23 protein-coding genes are annotated in these 22,386 nt (G+C 67.3%); 21 read left to right on the top strand and 2 right to left on the bottom strand.

The window, feature by feature from the left end; translation table 11 throughout:
- Positions 1–197 precede the first annotated feature (197 nt).
- Positions 198–1,001 (bottom strand): SDR family NAD(P)-dependent oxidoreductase, encoded by an 804-nt coding sequence (locus BKA16_RS01355; protein ID WP_183368879.1) that lies wholly within the window; start codon positions 999–1,001, stop codon positions 198–200.
- A gap of 83 nt (positions 1,002–1,084) precedes the next feature.
- On the opposite strand from BKA16_RS01355, the gene BKA16_RS01350 reads away from it, so the two are divergent.
- The 18 genes from BKA16_RS01350 to BKA16_RS01265 all read left to right on the top strand — a co-directional run bounded on the left by BKA16_RS01350 (position 1,085) and on the right by BKA16_RS01265 (position 18,320).
- Positions 1,085–1,537 (top strand): MaoC family dehydratase, encoded by a 453-nt coding sequence (locus BKA16_RS01350; protein ID WP_183368878.1) that lies wholly within the window; start codon positions 1,085–1,087, stop codon positions 1,535–1,537.
- Positions 1,534–2,271, top strand: a complete 738-nt coding sequence (gene fabG / locus BKA16_RS01345) for a 3-oxoacyl-ACP reductase FabG (protein ID WP_183368877.1) — start codon at positions 1,534–1,536, stop codon at positions 2,269–2,271. The genes BKA16_RS01350 and fabG overlap by 4 nt, the downstream gene beginning before the upstream one ends.
- Positions 2,268–3,029 (top strand): enoyl-CoA hydratase-related protein, encoded by a 762-nt coding sequence (locus BKA16_RS01340; protein ID WP_183368876.1) that lies wholly within the window; start codon positions 2,268–2,270, stop codon positions 3,027–3,029. Before fabG ends, BKA16_RS01340 begins: the two co-directional genes overlap by 4 nt.
- Before the next feature lie 5 nt (positions 3,030–3,034).
- Positions 3,035–3,829 carry an enoyl-CoA hydratase/isomerase family protein gene (locus BKA16_RS01335; protein ID WP_183368875.1) on the top strand — a complete coding sequence of 265 codons (795 nt, stop codon included), beginning with the start codon at positions 3,035–3,037 and terminating at the stop codon, positions 3,827–3,829.
- The gene (locus tag BKA16_RS01330; RefSeq protein WP_183368874.1) at positions 3,826–4,647 is read left to right on the top strand and encodes an enoyl-CoA hydratase/isomerase family protein; all 822 of its coding nucleotides are present in this window, start codon (positions 3,826–3,828) and stop codon (positions 4,645–4,647) included. Before BKA16_RS01335 ends, BKA16_RS01330 begins: the two co-directional genes overlap by 4 nt.
- A gap of 135 nt (positions 4,648–4,782) precedes the next feature.
- Positions 4,783–6,462: a class I adenylate-forming enzyme family protein gene (locus BKA16_RS01325; RefSeq protein WP_183368873.1), complete on the top strand. Its 1,680-nt coding sequence runs from the start codon at positions 4,783–4,785 to the stop codon at positions 6,460–6,462.
- Between the two features lie 44 nt (positions 6,463–6,506).
- Entirely contained in the window at positions 6,507–7,775 is a 1,269-nt protein-coding gene (locus BKA16_RS01320; protein WP_183368872.1) for an aromatic ring-hydroxylating oxygenase subunit alpha, read from the top strand.
- Position 7,776: 1 nt separating this feature from the next.
- Positions 7,777–8,316, top strand: coding sequence for an aromatic-ring-hydroxylating dioxygenase subunit beta (locus tag BKA16_RS01315; RefSeq protein ID WP_183368871.1), 540 nt, complete (start codon positions 7,777–7,779; stop codon positions 8,314–8,316).
- A gap of 14 nt (positions 8,317–8,330) precedes the next feature.
- A complete protein-coding gene (locus tag BKA16_RS01310) occupies positions 8,331–8,585 on the top strand; it encodes a hypothetical protein (RefSeq protein WP_183368870.1) in 255 nt (84 codons plus the stop codon).
- Positions 8,586–8,689: 104 nt separating this feature from the next.
- Positions 8,690–9,898, top strand: a complete 1,209-nt coding sequence (locus BKA16_RS01305) for an acetyl-CoA C-acetyltransferase (protein ID WP_183368869.1) — start codon at positions 8,690–8,692, stop codon at positions 9,896–9,898.
- Positions 9,898–11,295 carry an OB-fold domain-containing protein gene (locus BKA16_RS01300; protein ID WP_183368868.1) on the top strand — a complete coding sequence of 466 codons (1,398 nt, stop codon included), beginning with the start codon at positions 9,898–9,900 and terminating at the stop codon, positions 11,293–11,295. Before BKA16_RS01305 ends, BKA16_RS01300 begins: the two co-directional genes overlap by 1 nt.
- Positions 11,292–12,491 carry an acetyl-CoA acetyltransferase gene (locus BKA16_RS01295; protein WP_183368867.1) on the top strand — a complete coding sequence of 400 codons (1,200 nt, stop codon included), beginning with the start codon at positions 11,292–11,294 and terminating at the stop codon, positions 12,489–12,491. Before BKA16_RS01300 ends, BKA16_RS01295 begins: the two co-directional genes overlap by 4 nt.
- Positions 12,492–12,685: 194 nt before the next feature.
- Positions 12,686–13,846, top strand: a complete 1,161-nt coding sequence (locus BKA16_RS01290) for an acyl-CoA dehydrogenase family protein (RefSeq protein WP_183368866.1) — start codon at positions 12,686–12,688, stop codon at positions 13,844–13,846.
- 52 nt (positions 13,847–13,898) lie between these two features.
- Complete coding sequence (locus tag BKA16_RS01285; protein ID WP_183368865.1) at positions 13,899–15,212, top strand: phytoene desaturase family protein; 1,314 nt, start codon at positions 13,899–13,901, stop codon at positions 15,210–15,212.
- A gap of 35 nt (positions 15,213–15,247) precedes the next feature.
- Entirely contained in the window at positions 15,248–15,442 is a 195-nt protein-coding gene (locus tag BKA16_RS01280) for a ferredoxin (RefSeq protein WP_183368864.1), read from the top strand.
- Positions 15,443–15,472: 30 nt separating this feature from the next.
- Positions 15,473–16,717, top strand: a complete 1,245-nt coding sequence (locus BKA16_RS01275) for an FAD-dependent oxidoreductase (RefSeq protein ID WP_183368863.1) — start codon at positions 15,473–15,475, stop codon at positions 16,715–16,717.
- Between the two features lie 63 nt (positions 16,718–16,780).
- The gene (locus tag BKA16_RS01270; protein WP_183368862.1) at positions 16,781–17,479 is read left to right on the top strand and encodes a TetR/AcrR family transcriptional regulator; all 699 of its coding nucleotides are present in this window, start codon (positions 16,781–16,783) and stop codon (positions 17,477–17,479) included.
- 73 nt (positions 17,480–17,552) lie between these two features.
- Positions 17,553–18,320: an IclR family transcriptional regulator domain-containing protein gene (locus BKA16_RS01265; RefSeq protein WP_183368861.1), complete on the top strand. Its 768-nt coding sequence runs from the start codon at positions 17,553–17,555 to the stop codon at positions 18,318–18,320.
- A 34-nt stretch (positions 18,321–18,354) separates the two neighbouring features.
- Here the strand turns inward: BKA16_RS01265 and BKA16_RS01260 are convergent, their stop codons facing one another.
- Positions 18,355–19,893, bottom strand: coding sequence for a class I adenylate-forming enzyme family protein (locus BKA16_RS01260; RefSeq protein ID WP_183368860.1), 1,539 nt, complete (start codon positions 19,891–19,893; stop codon positions 18,355–18,357).
- 155 nt (positions 19,894–20,048) lie between these two features.
- Here BKA16_RS01260 and BKA16_RS01255 point away from each other — a divergent pair, with 155 nt between their 5' ends.
- From BKA16_RS01255 to BKA16_RS01245, 3 genes are read left to right on the top strand one after another with little or no spacing between them, the layout of a single operon-like run.
- Positions 20,049–21,080, top strand: coding sequence for a helix-turn-helix domain-containing protein (locus tag BKA16_RS01255; RefSeq protein WP_183368859.1), 1,032 nt, complete (start codon positions 20,049–20,051; stop codon positions 21,078–21,080).
- A 26-nt stretch (positions 21,081–21,106) separates the two neighbouring features.
- The gene (locus BKA16_RS01250) at positions 21,107–21,322 is read left to right on the top strand and encodes a hypothetical protein (RefSeq protein WP_183368858.1); all 216 of its coding nucleotides are present in this window, start codon (positions 21,107–21,109) and stop codon (positions 21,320–21,322) included.
- Entirely contained in the window at positions 21,319–22,098 is a 780-nt protein-coding gene (locus tag BKA16_RS01245) for an SDR family NAD(P)-dependent oxidoreductase (protein ID WP_183368857.1), read from the top strand. The genes BKA16_RS01250 and BKA16_RS01245 overlap by 4 nt, the downstream gene beginning before the upstream one ends.
- The last annotated feature ends 288 nt before the right edge of the window (positions 22,099–22,386 follow it).

Raw genomic sequence — 22,386 nt, 5'->3', positions numbered from 1 at the left:
CGGGTGCGGGTGGGCGGGTTGTCGGGTCGGCAGCACCCAGAGAGTCCATTCGAGCACACCACGATCGGCGTCTCCGACCGTGCGTGTGGATGACGGCGCGGGCGCGACGCGCGATGGACGACGGGCCGTCGCTTGGTGGGTGGCCGATGCGGGGCGGCCGGTCGTCGGTCGACAGTCGGCGGCCCGTGTGGGTCCGGTCAGGGCATCGTGTATCCGCCACTGACGGAGATCAACTGCCCGGTGATCTGCCGGGCGGCGACATCCGAACTCAGCCAGACGACGGCGTCGGCCACGTCCTCTGCGAGGGTGAGCCTGCCGAGCGGGGTGTCCTTGAGCAGGTAGTCGATCTGATTCTCGTTGAACACCGAATCTGCTCCGCCGGACCACAGGCTGTCGTCTCCGACGGCTTCGGGACCTTCCGGGATCACCAGGCCGGGGCAGACGACATTGGATCGGATGCCGTGTCGGCCGTGCTCGCGGGCGGCCGTCCGGGCCAGGGCGACCTGAGCCGCCTTGGTCGCTCCGTACACGCCCTGACGGATCTGGCCGAAGGCGGCCTCGCTGGCGACGGTGACGATGGAACCGCCGCCCGACTCGGCGGCCCGCATCGCGGCGATCGCCGCTCGGGTCGTCTCGATGGTGGCGAACAGGTTGATGTCCACGAGCTTCTGCCAGCGGGCCCGATCATCGTCTCGGGCAAGGAATTCGCCGAGACTCCAGCCCGCGTTGTTGACCAGTGCGTCCACACCGCCGAACGCCTTGGCGGCGGCGTCGACGGCGGTCGCACCCATTCCCGGTTCGGTCAGATCTCCGGCGACGACGAGCACCTCGGCGGCGCCGAGATCTCGGGCCTCCCGCTCGACTCGCCGTGCCTGCTTCTCGTCGATGTCGGAGAGCGCGATTCGTGCCCCTTCCCGTGCGAAGGCATGGACGATGCCGCGCCCGATATTGGACGCGCCGCCGGTGATCAGCACCCGTGCGCCGTCGAGTCCGAGATTCATGTCCGCTCCGTTACGTGTCGTTGACAGCTTCTATTATTTAATTTAGCTTTGATTCAAATCGTAGTCTAGTGCTGGGGAGTGACATGCAGGTTTTCGAGGGCATCGCAGAGTTCGCGGAGGCAGCCGGCCGTGATCTCGGCGTGACCGACTGGGTCGTCATAGATCAGGAACGGATCAATGCTTTCGCCGACGCGACCGGCGACCACCAGTGGATCCACGTCGACGAGCGGGCCGCCGAGGCCGGGCCGTTCGGCGGCACCGTCGCACACGGTTTTCTGACGTTGTCGTTGCTGCCGATCCTTCTGCACGAACTGTACGAGGTGCGCGGCATCACGATGGCGGTCAACTACGGGCTCGGCAGGGTTCGGTTCGTCTCGCCGGTGCCCGCCGGATCGCGGATACGCGCACGCAGCGTGGTCGCCGACGTCACCTCACTCGACGGTGCGGTGCAGGGCGTGCTGGCCACCACGATCGAACTCGAAGGCGCGGAGAAGCCCGCGGTGGTCGTCGAATCGATCGTGCGGTACGTCGCATGACCGGCCGCCTGCTGGACGGTCGGCGCGCGGTGGTCACCGGCGCCGGTCAGGGCATCGGCCTGGCGATCGCCCGTGAACTCCACCGGCACGGCGCTCGGGTGGCACTGCTGGATCTGGATTCCGAGCGTGCGAGCGTCGCCGCCGCCGAGATCGGTGACGACGCGCTGGGCGTGGCGGCCGACGTCACGTCCGAGTCCGACATCGCCGACGCCGCGGCCGCGGTGGTCGCCGAATGGGGCGGCATCGACATCTGGGTCAACAATGCGGGAGTCACCCGAGACGCCGCGATGCGCAAGATGTCGGTGGACGACTTCGACCTGGTGATCGGGGTCCATCTGCGCGGCAGTTGGCTCGGCGTGCGGCAAGCCGCGGCCGTCATGTACGGACACGGCGGAAGCATCATCAACATCTCGTCGATGTCGGGCAAGATCGGCAACCCCGGCCAGACCAACTACAGCGCGGCGAAGGCGGGCATCGTCGGTCTGACGAAGGCCTCGGCCAAGGAACAGGCGCGTCACGGGATCCGGGTCAACGCGGTGCAGCCGGGGCTCATCAGGACGCCGATGACCGCCGCGATGAGCACAGAGGCGTTCGCCGCCACCGAGTCGACGATCCCGATGCAACGGGCCGGCGAGCCCGAAGAAGTCGCCGGTGTCGTGGTCTTCCTCGCCTCCGAACTGGCGAGCTACGTGACCGGAGCGGTCATCGAGGTCGGCGGGGGGCGAGGGATGTGACCGCCGTGATCACTCGGGTCGCCGACGGCGTCGGCGTCGTGACGCTGAACCGTCCCGAACAGATGAACGCGATCACCGTCGACCTGGGTCGGGAACTGCGCGAGGCGATCGCCGCACTCGGCTCCGACCCCGAGGTCACCGTGATGGTGATCCGCGGTGCGGGCGGAAACTTCTGTGCCGGCGGCGACTTCGCAGAAGTGGAACGGCTTCGCGCACTGGGTCTGGACGCGTTGCGGGAACTGTTCGTCAACTTCTCCGACGCGTGCCGCGAGATCGCTCGGACGCCGATACCGGTGATCGCGGTCGTCGAAGGCGTCGCAATGGCGGGCGGCTTCGAACTGATGCAGGCCGCAGACCTGTGCCTGGTGGCCGACGGTGCGCGGATCGCCGACAACCACATCCGCTTCGGACAGATTCCGGGCGGCGGCAGCAGCCAGCGACTGGCCCGACTGGTCGGCCGTCAGCAGGCGTTGGGGCTTCTGCTCAGCGGTGATCGCCTGTCCGGCAACGATGCCGCGGCGCTGGGCCTGGCCTATCGGAGCTGGCCCGACGACGACTTCGACACCGAGGTCGAGCGGTTCGTCACCACGCTCGCCGGGCGGGACCGCAACGCCGTTCTCGGAATCAAACGGCTCGTCTACCGCAGACTCGACGAGCATCTGGACGCCGGCCTCGACAGCGAACTCGAGGCCGTCGTCGACCATATCGGCGGCGAGGCCGGACGAGCCGGCGTCGACGCATTCAGCAAACGGAAGTGAATCCAATGAGTGATCAGCCACCAGTACTCTGCGAGATCCGCGACGGGATCGGACACATCACGCTCAACCGCCCCGAAGCGGCCAACGGACTCGACGTCGAACTGCTCCGAGCGCTCAACGACGCGGTGCTCACCTGTCACGGCTCGCGCGACGTGCGGGTCGTGGTGCTGACCGGCGAAGGCAAGAACTTCTGCGCGGGCGGTGATGTGAAGACGTTCGCGGCCAAGGGCGACGGGTTGCCCGACTATCTGCGCGAGGCGACCGCCTGGCTGCAGATCGCCACGGCGTCTCTGGTGCGGCTGAAGGTTCCGGTGATCGCCGGAGTCCACGGTTTCGCGGCCGGCGGTGGTGGACTGGGACTCGTATGTGCCGCCGACCTGGTGGTCGCGGCCGAATCGGCCAAGTTCTTCTCCGGTGCGGTCCGCGTCGGGATGGCGCCGGACGGTGGTACGACGGTGACCCTCGCCCAACTCGTCGGTATGCGCAAGGCCCTGGAGATCCTGCTCCTCAACCCGACCCTGACCGCCGCGGATGCGCTCGACATCGGGCTGATCAGCGAAGTGGTGGCCGACGATGCGCTGGGTTCCCGGGTCGACGAGCTCGCGCACCGACTCGCCGAGATGGCACCGCTCGCCCTCGCTGCCACCAAGCGCTTGGTGTGGGACGGCATCGGCGTCCCCGTCGAGGCCCGCCTCGGTGAGGAGGCCCGCGTGGTCTCCGAGTTGTCGGGAACCGCGGACTCCCTCGAAGGCCTCGCCGCCGTGATCGAGCGGCGTGCTCCGAAGTTCATCGGATCATGAGCGGGCCGCATGCCGAACGAGTCGTCCGCACGGAGGACCACGGTCCAGTTCGGCTGATCACCCTGGATCGCCCGGAGCGCCGCAATGCGATCGACCTTCCGTTGCGCACGCAACTCGCCGAGGCCGTCGAAAGTGCGGCGCGGGACGATGCGGTACGGGCGATCGTCGTGACCGGCGCGGGCGGAGTGTTCTGCTCCGGCGGTGACATCTCGACGATGCGCCGGATGCCGCCCGCGCAGTCGCGTCCGCGAACCGAGAAGGCGCAACGTGTCATTCGCGCGATCTGGGCCACCCCGAAACCTGTGATCGCTGCGGTCGAGGGCGCCGCGTACGGTGCAGGAGCATCGCTCGCCCTGGCCTGTGACCGCGTCGTCGCGGGCGAGGGCACCCGGATCTCCACAGCGTTCACCGGCGTCGGGCTGGCGGGCGACATGGGCATCTTCGCGAGCCTGCCCGCCCGCGTCGGTCCGGCCCGCGCCCGCCAACTCATGCTGATGCCGCGCGCCGTCGCCAGCACTGAAGCGCTCGAACTCGGCCTCGTCGACAACGTGGTCCCCGCCGGTGAGGCGTTGACCGCGGCCCTGGCCGACGCTCAGACGCTCGCTCGCGGGCCGCTGCGGGCGTACGGGGTCATCAAGGCGATGTTCGCCGATCCGCTGCCGATGACACCCGAGGTCCTCGAGCGTGAGCTCGGCAACCAGGTCGAGCTGTTCGACAGCGACGACTTCGCCGAAGGCGTGGCCGCGTTCCATGAGAAGCGTCCAGCCCGATTCGGGTCGAGCGCGACGGCCGCGACAGCCGCGATCGACACTCCCTAGCTTCCACGCCCGAGCACCCGAACCCGAGCCCACATACCCGAGCCCACGACTGCGCGCAGTGCGTGGGCGTCCACAGCCCCGCGCACCCACTCGAGTCCGCGAAACCCCTCTCCAGACACAGCCCCGGAGGTACCGATGAAGACTATCGAACAGCGTCGCGACGCGTTGTCGGCGCGATTCCCACAATGGACGCCGAGGACCCTCGACGGATGGCTCGATCTGTGCGCCGAACAGTACGGGGACCGTCCACTGGTGATCACCGATGAAGCGACCCAGTCGTACGCGGAGGTCGCCGAGGAGTCCCGGATCCTCGCGGACGCACTGGTGACACTCGGCGTGAAGCCGGGTGCTCGCGTCGGCATGCTGATGGCCAACTATCGCGAGTTCGTTCCGTTCAAATTCGCCATCGCGCGGACCGGCGCGATCGCCATCCCGTTCAACTTCCTCTACCGCGCGGAGGAACTCGGCTACGTCCTGGAGCAGTCCGGCGCCTCGATGCTGCTGACCATGACCGGATTCGCGAATCTGGACTACATGGAGATGCTCGACACCTTGACGCCGGGCTGGGAGACGGCGCCGACGATCGGCGAGCTCACTCAGGTCGTCGTGCTCTCCACGGACAGACGTCGGCGAGAGGGCGCCCGCACCTACCAGGATCTGTTGGAGCTGGGCCGACAGCATCCAGGAGCTGCGAAGAGCGGACATCAGCCGTCCGACCTCGGCGACATGCTCTACACCTCCGGCAGTACGGGGTCGCCCAAGGGTGTGGTCGTCACCCACGATGCGGTGCTGCGTACCGGCTACGCCTCCGCACTGACCCGTGCGTACGACGACGGCCGACGGATTCTGTTCTCGTTGCCCTGCTACCACATGTTCGGCTACATCGAAGGAATCCTGTCGGCCACGATGGTCGGGGGAGCGGTCATCCTGCAGACCAAGTTCTCGCCCGAGGCGTACCTCGCCGGAATCGAGCGACATCGGGCCGACGACATCCTCTGCGTGCCGACCATGGCCGTGGGCATGGTCGAGTGTCCGACGCGCGAGGAGTACGACATCAGTTCGCTCAGCGGCATCCTCTGCGGATCGGCGCCCGCTCCGATCTGGCTGTGGGAGAAGGTCGAGGAACTTTTCGGAGTCAGCGAGATCGTCACCGGATACGGTATGACCGAATGCGGTGGCGCCATGACGCTCACCCTTCCCGAAGATCCCCTGGAACTGACGTCGACCACGGCCGGGCGGCCCAAGTTGGCCGGCGCGGCCGGGGTCGAAGGCACCGACGCGTTGTGCGTGTACTCGGTCGTCGACCCGGTGACCGGCGAGGCGCTACCGGAGGGGGAGACCGGCGAACTGGTCTCGCGCGGGCCGACCATGATGGTCGGCTACTGGAACAAGCCCGAGGCCACCGCCGAGGCGTTGAGCGCGGACGGTGTGCTGCGTTCGGGCGACCTCGGCCGGGTCCGTCCTGACGGCTACCTCGAGGTGACCGGTCGAAGCAAGGAACTGTACAAGAGCGGCGGGGAACTCGTGATGCCCAAGGAGGTCGAGGACCTCATCGGCCGGCTCGACGAGGTGAGCCAGGCGTTCGCCGTCGGCATCCTGGACGACCGCTGGGGCGAGATCGGCGCACTGGTGATCGTCCGGTCGCCCGGTGCCGAGCTCACCGAACAACAGGTGGTCGATCACTGCAAGAAGCACCTTGCCCGGTTCAAGGTGCCCAAGTTGGTGCGCTTCCTCGAGGCCGACGATCTGCCGACCACGCCGACCGGCAAGATTCAGAAGTTCCGGCTCGTCGACATGGTTTCCAAGTCGCTCTGATTGTGTTAATCTAATTTCAATTAAATGAAATTCGGAGGTTGATCATGCCCACTGTCATCAATCCTGATGCGGTCCCGAAGAGCTTGGTGTCGGAGCTGATCCGGCCGTCGCAGGTGCACGGCTCGCTGTACACCGATCCGGCGATCTTCGCCGAGGAGCTCACGAAGATCTGGTTCAAGACCTGGGTCTTCGTCGGTCACGAGAGCGAGGTGCCCGAGCCGAACGACTACGTCCGCAAGCAGATGGCCACTCAAGACGTCGTGATGACTCGTGACCGTGACGGCGACATCCACCTGCTGATCAATCGTTGCGCCCACCGAGGTCTCCAGGTGTGCGACGACCAGAAGGGCAATTCGAGTTCGTTCCGCTGCCCGTACCACGGCTGGACCTACCGCAACTCAGGTGAGCTGCTCGGCTATCCGTACAACAAGGGGTACGGCGGCAAAGGCAGACTCGAGCTGGGCATGGGCAAGGTGCCGCGGGTCGAGAGCTACCGGGGATTCGTCTTCGGTTCGATGGCCGACGACGGTCCGTCACTGCTGGAACACCTCGGTGCGGCCACCGGCGAGATCGATCGACTCGCCGGACTCTCCCCGAAGGGGGAGGTGTCCCTCGACGCGGGTTGGCTGCCGCACAAGACTCGTGCCAACTGGAAGTTCCTGGCCGAGAACGAGACCGACGGATACCACCCGCAGTTCGTGCACGGCTCGATCTTCGGTGTCACGGGAAGCCCGATCGGCGCGCTCTACAGTGACGCGTCGACAGCGGTGACCCGAGCACTCGGAAACGGTCACAGCGAGAACGATCTGCGGCCGGAGTTCCGCAAGTTCGCCGAGCCCATGCGCTGGTTCGGGACGACGCCCGAGCGAGTGCCGAACTACGTCGCGGCGATGCGCGAGGCGTATGGCGAGGACGCCGAACGGCGGATGATCGAGGGCGCCCCGCACGTGATGATCTTCCCCAACCTGTTCATCGCCGAGATCCAGGTGTTCAACATTCAGCCGAACGCGGCGAACGAGTGCATCTCCTATGCGACGGCCGTGCAACTGCGAGGCGGCGCGGAGCTGAACCGCCGGATGATCTCGCAGTCGATCGGCTCCGTCGGTCCGGCAGGCATGTTGCTGGCCGACGACACCGAGATGTACGAGCGCAATCAGCAAGGGGTGTCGATGCTCGATCCGGAGTGGCTCGACGTCCGCAGAGGTCTGGTGCGCGAGACGACCGACGAGGACGGCTTCACCATCGGTGCGGCCACCGACGAGACCGGAATGCGCGGCTTCTGGAAGCAGTACCGCGCACTGATGGAGGCCTGATATGACCACGATCGCAGACACGGGGAACCTGCCGGGGCTCGAGGCTGTTCCGGAGGGATGGGACTACGGCGAGGTGTCGCAGTTCCTGTTCAAAGAGGCCCGGCTCGCCGACGAGAACGACTACAGCGGCTGGGAGGCACTCTGGACTGACGACGCCCTGTACTGGGTGCCTGCCGGCGGCGCCGACGTCGACCCGCAGACCAACGTCGCCTTCATCTACGACAACCGGAACCGGATCGCCACCCGGATGAAGCAGGTCTCGACCGGCAAGCGTCACGCGCAGTCTCCGCCGTCGGATCTGCGTCGGATCATCGGCAACGTCGAACTGCTCGGCGGCCGACCCAACGACGACGGTGGAGTCGACCTGGAGGTCGGCGCGAACTTCCTGGCTCTGGAATCGCGGGCGCGCACCAATCAGTTGTGGGGCGGCCGCACCACCTACCGGATCCGGCGAGTGGACGACGAGATCCGGCTGGTCTACAAGAAGGTCGTCCTCGTCGACAACGAGAAGGCCATCCCCACGATGGCGTTCCTCATCTGACTCGGGAGGCAGCCATGGGAATCGAAATGAACGACCGCGGCCCATTCGACATTCCGGATATCGGTCCGGTGGTCGGCAGCGAATTCGCCGAGATCTCGGTGAACGTCGACTCCGAAGCGAACTCCACCCGGCTCCGGCTGGAGGATCTACGCACCGGACGGGTGCGCTATCTGGATCCGCTGGAGTTGGAGACCATCATCTGGCTGGCCGACGGACACCTGACCGAACTGCTCGACCCCTCCGCTGATCGCTGGCGCGACCGGAGCTGACCCGGGCCGAACGGGACGACGAGGCCGACACGGGACGATTCGGCCCGACGAGGCACCACCTGGCGAGGCGTCGCCTCCGCCATTGACGAGGAGAACGATCTGACGTGAGACGTGTCGCGATTGTGGAACCGGTGCGGACCGGTGTCGGCGGGTTCGGGGGCACGCTGCGACCGGTGCCGGCTCACGACCTGGCCGCTGCCGTGCTCAAAGAACTGGTCGACCGTACCGGCATCGATGCGGCGGTGATCGAGGACGTCGCGATGGCCCAGTCGTACGCGAACTCTGAAGCGCCGTGCATCGGCCGATGGGCGGCGCTCCAGGCGGGTCTGCCGATAGAGGTACCGGGCTTTCAGACCGACCGCCGCTGTGGTGGCGGACTTCAGGCGGTCGCCACCGCGGCGATGATGGTCCAGACGGGGGCGGCCGATGTGGTCGTCGCCGGTGGGGTGGAGTCGATGAGCAACATCGAGCACTACACGACCACCGCTCGCTGGGGTTCGCGCTCGGGCAATCAGATGCTGTACGACCGGTTGGACCGGGGCCGTGAACGGTCGCAGCCGGAGTGGCGGTTCGGTGCGATCAGCGGGATGGTCGAGACCGCCGAGAACCTCGCCGAGCGTTACGACATCAGTCGTGAGGAGTCCGACGCCTACGCTGCGGCCAGCCAACAGCGTGCGGCCGCGGCGGCCGAGTCCGGAGTCTTCGCCGAGGAGATCGTTCCGGTCGCGGTACCGCAGCGGCGCGGTGAAGCCGTGATCTTCGACCGCGACGAAGGAATCCGGCCGGACACGACCACTGAGACGCTCGCCAGGCTACGGACCGTGACCCCGGGCGGCACGGTGACCGCCGGGAACGCGGCTCAACAGAACGACGCCGCCGCGGCCTGCCTGGTCGTCGCGGAGGACCAGCTGAGCCGTCTCGATCTCACCCCGATCGCCTGGTTCGAGGGCTGGGCGGCCGCCGGTTGCGACCCCGCGACCATGGGCCTGGGGCCGGTGGCCGCCGTGCGTCGACTGTTCGAGCGAACGGGAATCGGATTCGACGATCTGGACCTCATCGAGATCAACGAGGCCTTCGCGGTACAGGTGCTCGCGGTCCTCCGCGAATGGGACCTGCCCGTCGATCAAGTGCGAGATCGTCTCAACGTGAACGGCTCGGGGATCTCGCTGGGCCATCCGATCGGGGCCACCGGCGTGCGGATTCTCACCACGATGCTGCGCGAACTCGACCGCCGCGCGGGCTCTCTCGCGCTGGAGACCATGTGCATCGGCGGAGGTCAGGGCATCGCCGCACTGTTCCGAGGAGTCCAGTGATGACCAACGGGATACTCGGCTATGCGAGCTACCTGCCGGGATGGCGGGTGGACCCGCGCGGGGCGGGCAGGCTCACGCGGGTGATCGCTGCTTTCGACGAGGACGCGGTGACCATGAGCGTGGCCGCGGTCCAGGCGGCACTCGAGCGTTGTGGCGCGGTTCCCGCCGCCGGCGACCGGTTGGTGTTCGTGACCAGTTCGCCCCCGTATCTCGACAAGACGAGTGCGAGCATCGTTCACGCCGCGCTGTCGCTGGACCGCGGAGTCGCCGCCGACGATGCGATCGGCACCGCTCGCTCGGCCATGGCGGCGATCTCATCGGCACTGCACGGCCGACCCACGGTGGTGGCCGCCGCCGATGTCCGTACCGGACGACCGGGCTCGGCCGACGAACGCGGCGGCGCCGACGCGGGGGCCGCACTGGTCATCGGACCGTCTACCCCGCAGACGCCGGTCATCGCCGAACACCTGGGCGGCGTCTCGCTCACCGAGGAGTTCCTGGACCGGTGGCGCAGCCCCGACACGGCCTACGGGTCGACCTGGGAGGAGCGCTTCGGCCGGAGTCGGTATGAGCCGCTCATCGCCGAGGCGGTCGCGGCCACGCTGGACGCCGCGGGTCTGCCCGACGCCGACTACGCGGTGCTGACCTGTCCGAATGCCGCCGTCACCAAAGCGGCCGGGGCCATCGTCAAGCGCGCGGTGTCGACGGTGGGCGCACCGACCGGATTCGCCGGCGCGGTGGATCCGATTCTGTCTCTGGCGCATGCTCTCGACCGGGCCGAACCTGGGCAGACGATTCTGGTGATCTCGGCGGCCGACGGGGTCGACACCATGCTGCTGCGCACCACTGACGCACTGCCCACGCGTCGTCAACGCGAGCCGATCGCGGCCGCGGCGGCCGCCTCGGGTCGGTCGGTGCCGTATCCGACGTATCTGTCGTGGCGCGGCCTGCTCGACGTGGAGCCGCCCCGTCGTCCGGAACCTGACCGCCCGGCGGGCCCGCCGGCTGCCCGGGAGGCCGGATGGAAGTTCGGTCTGAGTGGGAGCCGCTGCACGGCTTGCGGTTTCGTGCACCTTCCGCCGATGCGGGCCTGCCGTCAGTGCGGGACGATCGACCAGATGGAGCCCGCCCCGGTCGCGGCGCGTCGCGGACGTGTGGCGACGTTCACCGTCGACCGCCTCGCGTACTCTCCGTCGCCGCCGGTCGTGGACGTCGTCGTCGATTTCGAGGGCGGCGGCCGAAGCACCTTCGAGGTGGCCGATGCGAGGCCTGATCTCCTCGAGGTCGGTGCGCCGGTGGACCTGGTGTTCCGCAAGCTCTTCACCGCCGGGGGCGTTCACAACTATTTCTGGAAAGCACGCCAGGTGGCCGATCTGGCAGGCGAGGAGAGATCATGAGCAGCCGAGGAATCGCCGATCAGGTCGCCATCGTCGCGATGGGGTGCACCCGCTTCGGCGAGCGCTGGGACCGGTCCGCGGAGGACCTCCTCCTCGACGCGGTGCAGGAGGCGCTGACCCGGGCCGACGTCCCGCTCGCCGACATCGACGCCTTCTGGCTCGGCACGCTCGGCTCCGGCCAGTCCGGACTGATGCTGAGCCGCGCGCTGAGCAGCGACTACAAGCCGGTGACTCGCGTGGAGAACTTCTGTGCCACCGGCTCCGAAGCATTCCGCAATGCCTGTTACGCGGTGGCTTCGGGCGCCTACGACCGCGTCATGGCGGTTGGTGTGGAGAAGCTCAAGGACTCCGGATTCTCCGGTCTGCTGCGCGCCGATCCCCCCGGGGCCGGCACTGCGCCCGAGTTGTCGGTCACCGCACCGGCCGCGTTCTCCCTGTTGGATCCGGCGTACTGCGCCAAGTACGGCGTGGACCCGGCCGAGATGCGCGAGGCGATGACGCACGTCGCCTGGAAGAACCACCGGAACGGGATGCTCAACCCCAAGGCGCAGTTCCGGTCCGAAGTCTCCAAGGAGAAGATCGCCGACTCACCGAAGGTGGCCGGACGACTGGGCGTCTTCGACTGCTCCGGTGTGTCCGACGGCGCGGCGTGCGCGATGATCGTCCGGGCCGAGGATGCGTACAAGTACACCGATCGTCCCGTCTTCGTCAAAGCACTGGCGCTGGCGGCGGCGCCGGGCCGGGCCGGCATGGATCCGGCATACGACTTCACGACGTTCCCCGAGGTGGTCCGGTCCGCCCAGGACGCCTACGCGCAGGCGGGGATCACCGATCCGCGCACCGAGGTGTCGCTCGCGGAGGTGCACGACTGCTTCACTCCGACCGAACTGGTCCTGATGGAGGATCTGGGCTTCTCGGAGCGGGGGCAGGCCTGGAAGGAATCACTCGCAGGCGAGTTCGACGCGGACGGCAGGCTGCCGGTGAACGTCGACGGCGGACTCAAGTCGTTCGGACATCCGGTCGGCGCCAGCGGTCTGCGGATGCTCTACGAAGCCTGGCTCCAGATGCGTGGGGAGGCCGGAGATCGCCAACTCGACGACCCGCGCATCGCGTTGACCCACAATCTGGGCGGTCGGCCGGGATCGGCCGTGTCGTTCGTGGCGATCGTCGGCACGGATCGGGCTCCGACGGGCTGAGCTCCCTCTCGGCCGAACTCCGGACGCTCCGGGTTCGGCCGGACGGGAGCAGCCGCACTCTTGCGGCAATTTTTAGTCTAAGGTAAATTAAAAATTGGAAGTTAGATCGACACTCGACCGGCTCGACAGCCGGGCCGGATCGGCCGGTGAGCCGACCGAGTCAGCCACATCGAATATTCGGAAGCAGGCAGCACATGTCCGGACTGATCCAAGACACCGACGAGCACCAGGCCATTCGCGACAGCGTCGGCGCCATCACCAAGCGCTACGGCCAGGAGTACTTCCTGGAGCGTTCGCGGGCCGGCGGCGACATCGACGAACTGTGGCGCGAACTCGGTGACGCGGGACTGCTCGGCGTGCACCTTCCGGAGGAATACGGCGGCGGAGGCGGCGGCATGGCCGAGGCCGTGGTCGTCGTCGAGGAACTCTCCGCACACGGTCTGCCGATGCTCATCTGGGTGATCTCGCCGGCCATCTGCGGAAGCATTCTGGCTGCGCACGCGGACCACGAGATGAAACAGAAGTGGCTGCCCGGCATGGCCGACGGCACTAAGAAGATGGCATTCGGACTCACCGAACCCGATGCGGGCTCCAACAGTCACAACCTCAAGACGACCGCGCGTCGCGACGGCGACGGTTGGCTGATCTCGGGTCAGAAGTACTACATCTCGGCGATCGACCAGGCGGACGCGCTGTTGGTGATCACCAGGGACGCCGATCTCTCCGGTGAACGAAGCGCCTTGTCGATCTTCGTCGTGCCGACCGACGCGCCCGGTCTGACGATGCAGGAGATCCCCACGGCGATCGTCTCGTCCGACAAACAGTTCACCGTGTTCCTCGACGATGTCCGGGTGGGTCCGGACGCGCTGGTCGGCGAGGCGGGCCGAGGTCTGCAGCAGGTGTTCAGCGGTCTGAATCCCGAGCGGATTCTGGTCGGCGCGATCTGCGGCGGCATCGGACGCTTCGCCGTGGAGAAGGCCTCCGCGTACGCCCGCGACCGCAAGGTGTGGAACACGCCGATCGGTGCGCACCAGGGCCTGTCGCATCCCCTCGCCGAATCGCACATCGCCGTCGAGGTGTCACGCCTGGCCACCCGGCACGCCGCGGAGTTGGCCGACAGCGATTCGCCCGCGGTCGGCGAGGCGTCCAACATCGCCAAGTTCGCGGCCTCCGAAGCCGCACTGAAGGCGCTCGACCAGGCGATTCAGACCCACGGTGGCAACGGACTGTCCAAGGAGTATGGATTGTCGGAACTGTGGTTCGTCACCAGGCTCATGCGCACCGCGCCGGTCAGCCGGGAGATGGTCCTCAACTTCGTCGCCCAGACCTCACTCGGACTCCCGCGCTCGTACTAGCCGCGACATCGGAACCGTTTCAGCCCACCGCTTTCCACTTCCGGAGGAATCCATGACCACCCCACTTCAGTACGACGCCATCGTGATCGGTGCAGGCGCAGGAGGTCTGTTCGCCGCCGCCCGCCTGGCCAAGAGCGGATACCGCACCCTGGTCGTCGAACAGCTCGACAAAGTCGGCGGCCGAGCATCGACCACCGAGATCGACGGTTTCAAGGTGAACGACGGAGCGATCGTCATCGAACTCGGCGGCATCACCGAAGAGACCTGCGCCGAGGTCGGAGCCGAGTTCGACATCCGCGAACCGAATCCACCGATCCTCTACCGCATCGGCAACAAGGACGTAGACGTGACCGGTGGCGGCTGGGGTCTGCTGCTGGGCAAGCTGACTCGTCAGGGAGCCAAGCTCGTCAAGGGGATCGGCGCCGCCCGCAACGATTCGGGACTGCCCGAGGACGAGCTGTCCACCGCCGACTGGGTGCGCAAGTACACCAAGAACGAGGGCGTGCACGGGATCTTCCGAAACATGTGCGCCTCGGTGTTCGCCGTCAGCTCCGAAGAGCTGCCCGCACGCGTATTCCTCACGTACTTCACTCGCAAGAGTGCGTTCAAGCGCTTCGGGTTCCACCCCGCGGGCTCGATCGGGCTCTGGGAGTCGCTGGCCGACGCCTTCACCGAACTCGGCGGCGACCTCTGGTTGTCGGCCGACGCGACGTCCATTCACGTCGAGGACGGCAGAGTCACCGGGGTGACGGTGCACCGCGACGGCGCCGACGTCGAGGTCTCCGCACCGATCGTGGTCAGCGACACCGGGCCGTTCGCCACTCTCGAACTGGCCGGCCGCGAGGCCTTCCCGGCCGAGTACGTGTCGCTCGTCGAGGCTCGGAACCGTCCGTGCGCGATGATCGCGGTGAACTTCGCCAGCCAGGAGCCGCTGATGGAGGCCCCCGGCATGCTGAGTTTCGCGAAGTCTCGCCGACTCGCCTACCTGGCGAACTTCACCGACATCTGCCCGGAGATGGCCCCGGCCGGCTGGCACCTGTACGTCGGCACCGCGGTGCCTGAGCCGGCCGTCGGCGACTTCGACGAGGCCGCTGAGACCGCGCTGCTGTTCGAGGATCTGCGCGAAGCCATTCCCGGCTTCGACGAGAAGGCGCGGATCCTCAGCACCACTGTCACCCGCGACGGCTGGCCGCCGCAGCGGGCGGTGGCGGGCTTCGACATGCCTCATACGACCGAGGTCGCCGGCCTGTGGAATGTCGGCGACGGCGTCAAGCAGTACGCGAACGGCGGCACCACGGCCTGTGCGGAGACCGCGCAACTCGTGGTCGACGAGATCAAGAACGAATTTCCGGTGGCTGCTCGCTGACGAGCGCAGGCCACCGAGCTGATCAGAGGTGAATCATGAAGGTAACGGTTGACTACGGCAAGTGCACGGGACTCGGGATCTGCGAGTCGCTGGCGCCGCTGTTCTTCGAGGTCAACGACGACGGCGATCTCGAACTCTTGAAGGAAGACATCGATCCGAGCGAACTGCAGTCGGTGGAAGAGGCCGTGGCGGGCTGTCCCACCGAGGCCCTGCGCATCGTCCGCGACTGAGCACACCGATGCCGAGGAGAAGGAACTGACGTGGACATCGAGAAACTGGTCGTCGTGGGCGCTTCACTGGCCGGACTGCGTGCGGTCGAGGGAGCGCGCAAGGCGGGCTTCGAGGGGCAGATCACGCTCATCGGCGCCGAACCGCACCTGCCGTACGATCGGCCACCGCTGTCGAAACAGTTCCTGGAACCGGGATCCGACGAACTGGAGGCGCCGTTCTTCCGCACCGTCGAGACGTTCTCCGGAGAACTCGATGCGGAAGTGGTCCTCGGTGCGCCCGCCACCGGTTTGGACACCGAGAACCGCCAGGTGCTGGTCGGCGAGCGACGGGTCGATTACGACGCGCTCGTGATCGCGACCGGCTCGACGCCGCGGCTGCTGCCCGGCACCGAACGCCTGTCCGGCGTGCACACGCTGCGCACCCTCGACGACGCCGTCGCGGTTCGGCAGGCGCTGACCGAAGGCGCCCGCACCGTTGTGATCGGGGCCGGGTTCATCGGCTCCGAGGTCGCTTCCGGCGCCAACAAGCGCGGGGTTCCGGTGACGGTGGTCGAAGCCTTGCCGACCCCCTTGGTGCGAGCGACCGGCGAGGCGATGGGGCATGCCATCGCCTCGCTCCACGAGCGGAACGGCACGCGATTGCGTTGCGGTGTCGGGGTTTCGGCGATAGAAGGCGACGACCGGGTGGAGCGGGTGGTGCTCGCGGACGGTTCGGTGCTCGACGCGGATCTGGTGGTGGTTGGCATCGGCGTGGTGCCGGCGACCGACTGGCTCGCCGGCAGCGGGGTGCAGGTGGACAACGGCATCCTGTGCGATGAGAACCTCTGGACCGGGGTTCCCGGGGTGTACGCGGCCGGTGACGTCGCCAACTGGTTCAATCCGGTCCTCGGCGAGCGCCAACGCATGGAGAACTGGACGGCGGCGGCAGAGCAGGGGGCCGCGGCCGCCCGAAACGCCATCGACCCGGCGAACGCCAGACCGTACGGGACGGTGCCGTACTTCTGGTCGGACTGGTACGACGTCCGGATCCAGTTCGTCGGCTCGCCCGATGCCGATGAGGTGCGCGTGGTCGACGGTGATCCGGAGACGGGCGACAAATGGGTCGCGTTGTATCGCCGCGGTGACCGACTCATCGGTGCGCTGACTCTCAACGGGCAGGCGGTGATCATGAAATACCGAGTGATGATCACGAAGGGGACCTCGTGGGACGAGGCTCTGGCCTTCGCGGAGGCGAGGAAGGCCAGGATGGCCGAGAAGGCGGCGGCTCGTGCATAATCACAGGTCCGCTACCCCCGGGCGATGCCCGGCCGTTGTCAAGTGGCGATTAGAATCTCGCGCATGACCCAACAGAGCACGCCGCGCACGGCCGCCCGCGCCGAGGAGGGCTCCGGCACCAAGTCGGCGCGCACCCGTTCGCGGATCCTGGACGCCGCCGCCGAAGTGCTGAGCTCCAAGGGATACGCGGGAATGCGCTTGACGGACGTCGCGAAGGTCGCCGAGTTGCAGGCGCCGGCGATCTACTACTACTTCGACTCCCGCGAGGCCTTGATCGAGGAGGTCATGTGGGTCGGGATCGCCGATATGCGAGCACACCTCAGCGATGTGTTGGAGGCTCTGCCCGCGGACACCGAGTCGTTGGCACGGATAATGGCTGCGGTCGACGCGCATCTCCGGCACGAACTGCAGATCTCCTCGTATACGACGGCGTCGATCCGTAACTCGGGGCAGGTGCCCGAGCACATCCGCACCCGCCAACTCGCCGAAGAGGGCGACTACGGGCGGATCTGGCGGGAACTGATCAAGCGGGCCTATGACGACGGCACAATCCGCCGCGACCTGGACCTGTACATGCTTCAGATGCTGATCATGGGCACACTCAACTGGGCAGCCGAGTGGTGGAGTCCGCGGCGGGGCAGCGTGGACGACGTGGTGCGGACCGCGCAGGCATTCGTGGCGAGCGCACTGACGCAGCCGCAGGACGGGGCGCCGAACGCCGATCCGGTCGATTCTGCGAGCCGATCGGCGAAGAAGAGCTAGACTCGCATCCCACCCGAATCGTTTCGCGGCCCGATCACGTGGATGTTCCCCAGGCCGCGGAGAGGCGGTCACGGTGCTTTCCACCGTCGCTCGCACTGGGCGGGTGCTGAACCTGTTCACTTCGGATCGTCCCGAGTGGGGTGTGCGGGAAGCCGCCGAGATTCTCGGTCTCCCGAAGTCGAACACCCACGAACTCATGGCCAGCATGGCCCGGATCGGGCTGCTGCGCCGGACCGCGGCCGGGCGGTATCGACTCGGTTGGCGACTGCTGACCATGAGCTCCGATCTGCTCAGCGGTTCGGGACTGGAAGCGAAGGCCGAGCACCTGGTTCACCGGTTCTCCGCGCACGTCGGCGAGATCATCACGGTCGGCGCATGGGACGGGCTGCACGTGGTCTGTGTGGCGTGCGCCGGCCCCCACGGCGGAGCCCTCGACTGTCGGGCGGGAAGCATCCTGCCCGGCCACGCCACCGCTCTGGGCAAACTGCTCATGGCGGGCCTGCCCGATGACGCGACGGAGGACATCGTCGCACGCTTCGGCATGCCGAAGCTCACCGCGGAGACGGTGGACGACGTCCCGTTCTTCGAGCGGCAGCTGGAGGCGATCCGGGGCACCGGGATGGCCTATGAGCACTCCGAGTACGTGCCCGGGTACGACTGCGTCGCGACCGGTGTGTATCACCGATCCGATCTGGTCGCCGCCGTCTCCGTCGCCGCGCCGGAGGAACGATTCGCGGTCCGTCGCGAGGAGTTCGGCGCGGCCGCCCGCGGAATCGCGCGGTTGCTGAGCGAGTCGCTCGGGGCGTCGCGACCCGCCGACACGGGGCCGCCGACGAACTGATCGGGTTCGGCGGCCCCGGCTGTCGGTCGAGCGATCAGTTGATCGATCGGTCGCGGTCCTCCCAGTACGGCCGCTTGACCTCGCGACGCAGGATCTTGCCGACACCGGATTTCGGCAGCGCGTCGACGAAACTCACCGACGTCACCTTCTTCACCGAGCCGACCGCGGATCGGGTGACCTCGATGATCTCGCTCTCGGTCACCTCGACGTCGGGTTCGAGCACGACGAACGCCATCGGCGTCTCTCCCCACTTCTCGTGCGGCACACCGACCACGCACACTTCGCGGACCGCTTCGTGCGAGGCGATGGCGTTCTCCAACTCGGCGGGCCAGATGTTGTAGCCGCCGGAGATGATCATGTCCTCCTTGCGGTCGGAGAGGAACAGGTATCCGTCGGCATCGAGGTAGCCCATGTCGCGGGTCAGGAGACGGCCGTCGGGAAGGTGCCGCTCGGCGTTGGACTGCGGATTCTTCCACAGTCCGTTCATCTGTCCCGGCGCGGAGACGGCGATCTCGCCGACCTCTCCGACGGGCAGCTCCTCCCCGTCGGGGCCCACGATCGTGATGAGGGCGTTGGGCGTCGGGCGACCGACCGACCGGAGATACTTCCCGGAGTGCTCATGGGGCTGCATCATCGTGATCGTGATGCATTCGCTCTGCGCGTAGAGCTGGTAGAGCACCGGTCCGAACTTGTCGAGTGCGCGTTGAAGCGTGCGCTCGGCGATCGGTGAGGCGGCGTAGTTGAGGCAGCGCATGCTCGACAGGTCCCGGGTGTCGATGTCCGGGTGGGCGAGGAGCGCGGTGATCATCGTCGGGACGACCAGGGTGCAGGTGGCCCGCTGCGTCTCGATGAGCTCCAGGGCGTGTCCGGCGTCGAAGGAGGTCATGACGACGATCCGGCCACCGACCTGCAGCAGGGGCCAGAGCCACAACGACGCGGCGTGGGTCAACTGTCCGGCCGCCAGGTAGGCGTCTCGTGAGTCGAGTTGAGGGGTGACCCAGCGGTACTCGTCGTTGTTGTTCATCCACTGGGCGATGGTGTGCACGATGCCCTTCGGACGCCCGGTGGTACCGGCCGAGAATCGGATCACGTGGAGATCATCGGGGTGGTGCTCCACGGTCGGGGCCTCGGGAGACGCGGCGGCGAGCACGGATTCGTACGCCAACGTCCCGTCCGGGGCGTCGCCGTCGAAGACGATGACATGCTCCAACTTCTCCAGACCCGGGAGGTATTCGACGATCACCGGGAAGAGTGCGGCGTTGACGAACATCGCTCGCGCGTCGACGAGTTCGGTGAGGTATGCGTTGACCTCTCCGCTCTCGTGGGCGTACAGGCCGGCTCGCACGAAGCCGCCGACCGCGCAGCCCGCGATCAGCTCGACGGTCTCGAACGCATTGTTCGACAGCAGCGCGACCCGATCTCCCTTCTCGAGTCCCAAGTCGTACAACGCGTTCGCGATTCTGCTGGCGCGCTGATAGAGCTCGCCGTGGGTCTGCTCGCGGCCGTCGCACCAGACGGCGGGGTGATCGGTGTACTGGCGCGCCGATTTCTGCAACATTTGGCTGAAGTTCATGAGCAGATAGTGGCACCGGCGACCGGTTGCCACCCTGCTTGTCCGGCAGTGCCGGACAAGCGAGGTCAGGGCCTGTCCCCATGGGGCATGGTGATGTGCATCGCATGAGGACTGTGTCGAGTCGGAACGACCCGGCAACGTTGTACGGAGGCTTGGTGCTTAAGACGGACTTTCATGACATGTCGGTGCCGGACACGGCCGAGCGCGCCGATCGGTGGCGAACTGCGATGGCCCAGAGCTACGTGGACGTCGACGTGCGCCCCGCCGACCAACCGGTCCTCACCCAGTCCAACTTTCTTGCGCGGCGGGAACTCGACGATGTGAGTCTGATCGACCTGTCGACCACCTCCTGCACCGTTCGTCGCCGTCACCGGCAGGGGGACTCCGGTGACGACTGCGTGGCACTCGTCCTCGTCGGTCGGGGTGAGGAGTCATTCACCTCCGGCGACCACACGATCCGTCTGTCCGGTGGCCAGGCGGCACTGTGGGAGCCCCGGTCGGGCAGCGCCTTCACGGTGCACGGGCCCATGCGCAAGCGCAACCTGTTGATCCCACGCGAGCTGTTGGCGACGATCGGTGTTCGCACCTTCGAGATGGAGGCGAGGGCGTTGCCGCGCACTCCGTCCCTGTGGCTGCTCGGCGGCCTGCTGACCCAGTTGTGGGACGAGCTGCCTGCGATGGCCCCGCAGGAAGTGTCCGCGGCGCGAAACGCCGTGCTCGAGTTGCTCACCTCGGTGCTGCGCACCAGTGCAGGAAGTGGGCCGACGCCGTCTCGGGAACTGCGTGCCCAGATCGACCAGTGGGTGCGGAGGAATCTCGAGGCCGACCTCGCTCCTGCCGTGGCGGCGAAGTTCCACGCCGTATCGGTGCGCACCCTCAGTCGCTTGTATCGAGCCGACGGCGACTCGTTCGCCCGCCATGTCCGGCGCCTGCGGCTCGACCGTGCGCGCAGCCAACTGCTCGCGTCCGACGATCCGATCTCGACGATCGCCCACCGATGGCGTTTCGCCGACGCCAGCCACTTCACCCGGCGCTTCACCGAGGAGTACGGGCAGTCGCCCAGCGAGGTGCGGGCCGTCGCCAGGGACGGCGTCGCTCTCGACGCCGGGGTGGCGGGGCGAGTCGGTCGCGGCGGTCTGCCGGCCCGGCGGTCATCGCCGGCAGAGAGTAATACGATCGATATTTGAAATATAGATTAAAAATGGAGGCGGTCATGGATCATTCAGATCGGGTGGCATCACTCACACGGTTGTTCGCGCTACGCGACGCCGAGGCCACTACCAGCGCAGACGATGCACGACGTCAGGCGACGCATCCCGAGCGGATCGTCGGTAGGAACGGACCCGCACCGATCCATCGCCACGAGAGCCTCGATCGGGACCTCGGCGAGATGTCGAGTGCGGGCGCGGCGAACGGGGCGGTCCGATGACAGCGAAGCGGTGCGACGAGTCCAGCGCCGTGATCGTCGGCGGATCGACCGGAGTCGGGGTGCAGACTGCCATCCAACTGGCCGAAGCCGGTGTGCCGCGGATGACATTGATCGCCCGGTCGCCCGACCGATTGGCGGCCGTCGCCGACCAGGTCCGCGACAGCGCCGGTCGGGTGACGGTGCACACCGTCTCCGCGGACGCGGCCGATCTGCCACAGATCACCGCGGCCATCGCCGAGGCGGAGTCCGAGATGCACGGTATCGACGTCTTGGTGAACTCGGTGGCGGGCAGCGGGGTACCGGACCTGCTCCACGAGCTGGATCCGGCGTCGTTCGCGCAGACTCTGCGCGGGCAACTGCTGGCACCGCTGATCACGAGTCGCCTGGTGTTGCCGGGGATGTATGCGCGGGAGTCCGGGTCGATCATCAACATCGCTTCGGATGCGGCGAAGGTGGCCACTCCGGGGGAGACGGTGCTCGGTGCGGGCATGGCGGGGATCGTCATGTTCACCCGGGCGCTGGCGTTGGAGGCCAAGCGGAGCGGTGTGCGGGTCAACGCGATCACGCCGTCGTTGATCCAAGGCACCCCGACCACCGAGCGGATCACGCGAGAGGGATTCAGCGCCAAGCTCTTCGCCGGTGCGGCCAGACAAGCGCACCTGGGCGTGGTGGAACCGGCGGACATCGCGGCGCTGGTGGTGTTCCTGGCCGGTCCGGCCGCCGCGAAACTCACCGGCCAAGCCATCAGCGTCAACGGGGGCATCTCCGCGGCGTGAGTCGCCGTCGCCTCCACGACACCTATCCGCTCGACAGTCCTTCCCGCCGACTCGATTCCCGCTCCGGGCTCGCCGACAACGAGTGCCCGCCGGGACGATCCTCGCACGGGTCCGGCGAACCCGGCACGCCGACGGGATGTCGAGTTGCGCCGTGAGGAGCGACGTGGATCGCAGTCGGTGCGATGTCTTCGTGCCCGATGGAGGCGCTGCGGATCACCCGGCGACGGCCGTGTTCGGGATATCCGAACGAGGCGTGACTTCGAATACCGCGGCGGTGATGGTGATCGT

The organism is Gordonia humi (assembly GCF_014197435.1).
GTDB classification, from domain to species: Bacteria; Actinomycetota; Actinomycetes; order Mycobacteriales; family Mycobacteriaceae; genus Gordonia; species Gordonia humi.
Note: the sequence above shows the minus strand (reverse complement) of the source record. Positions and strands in the feature narration are given on the sequence as shown.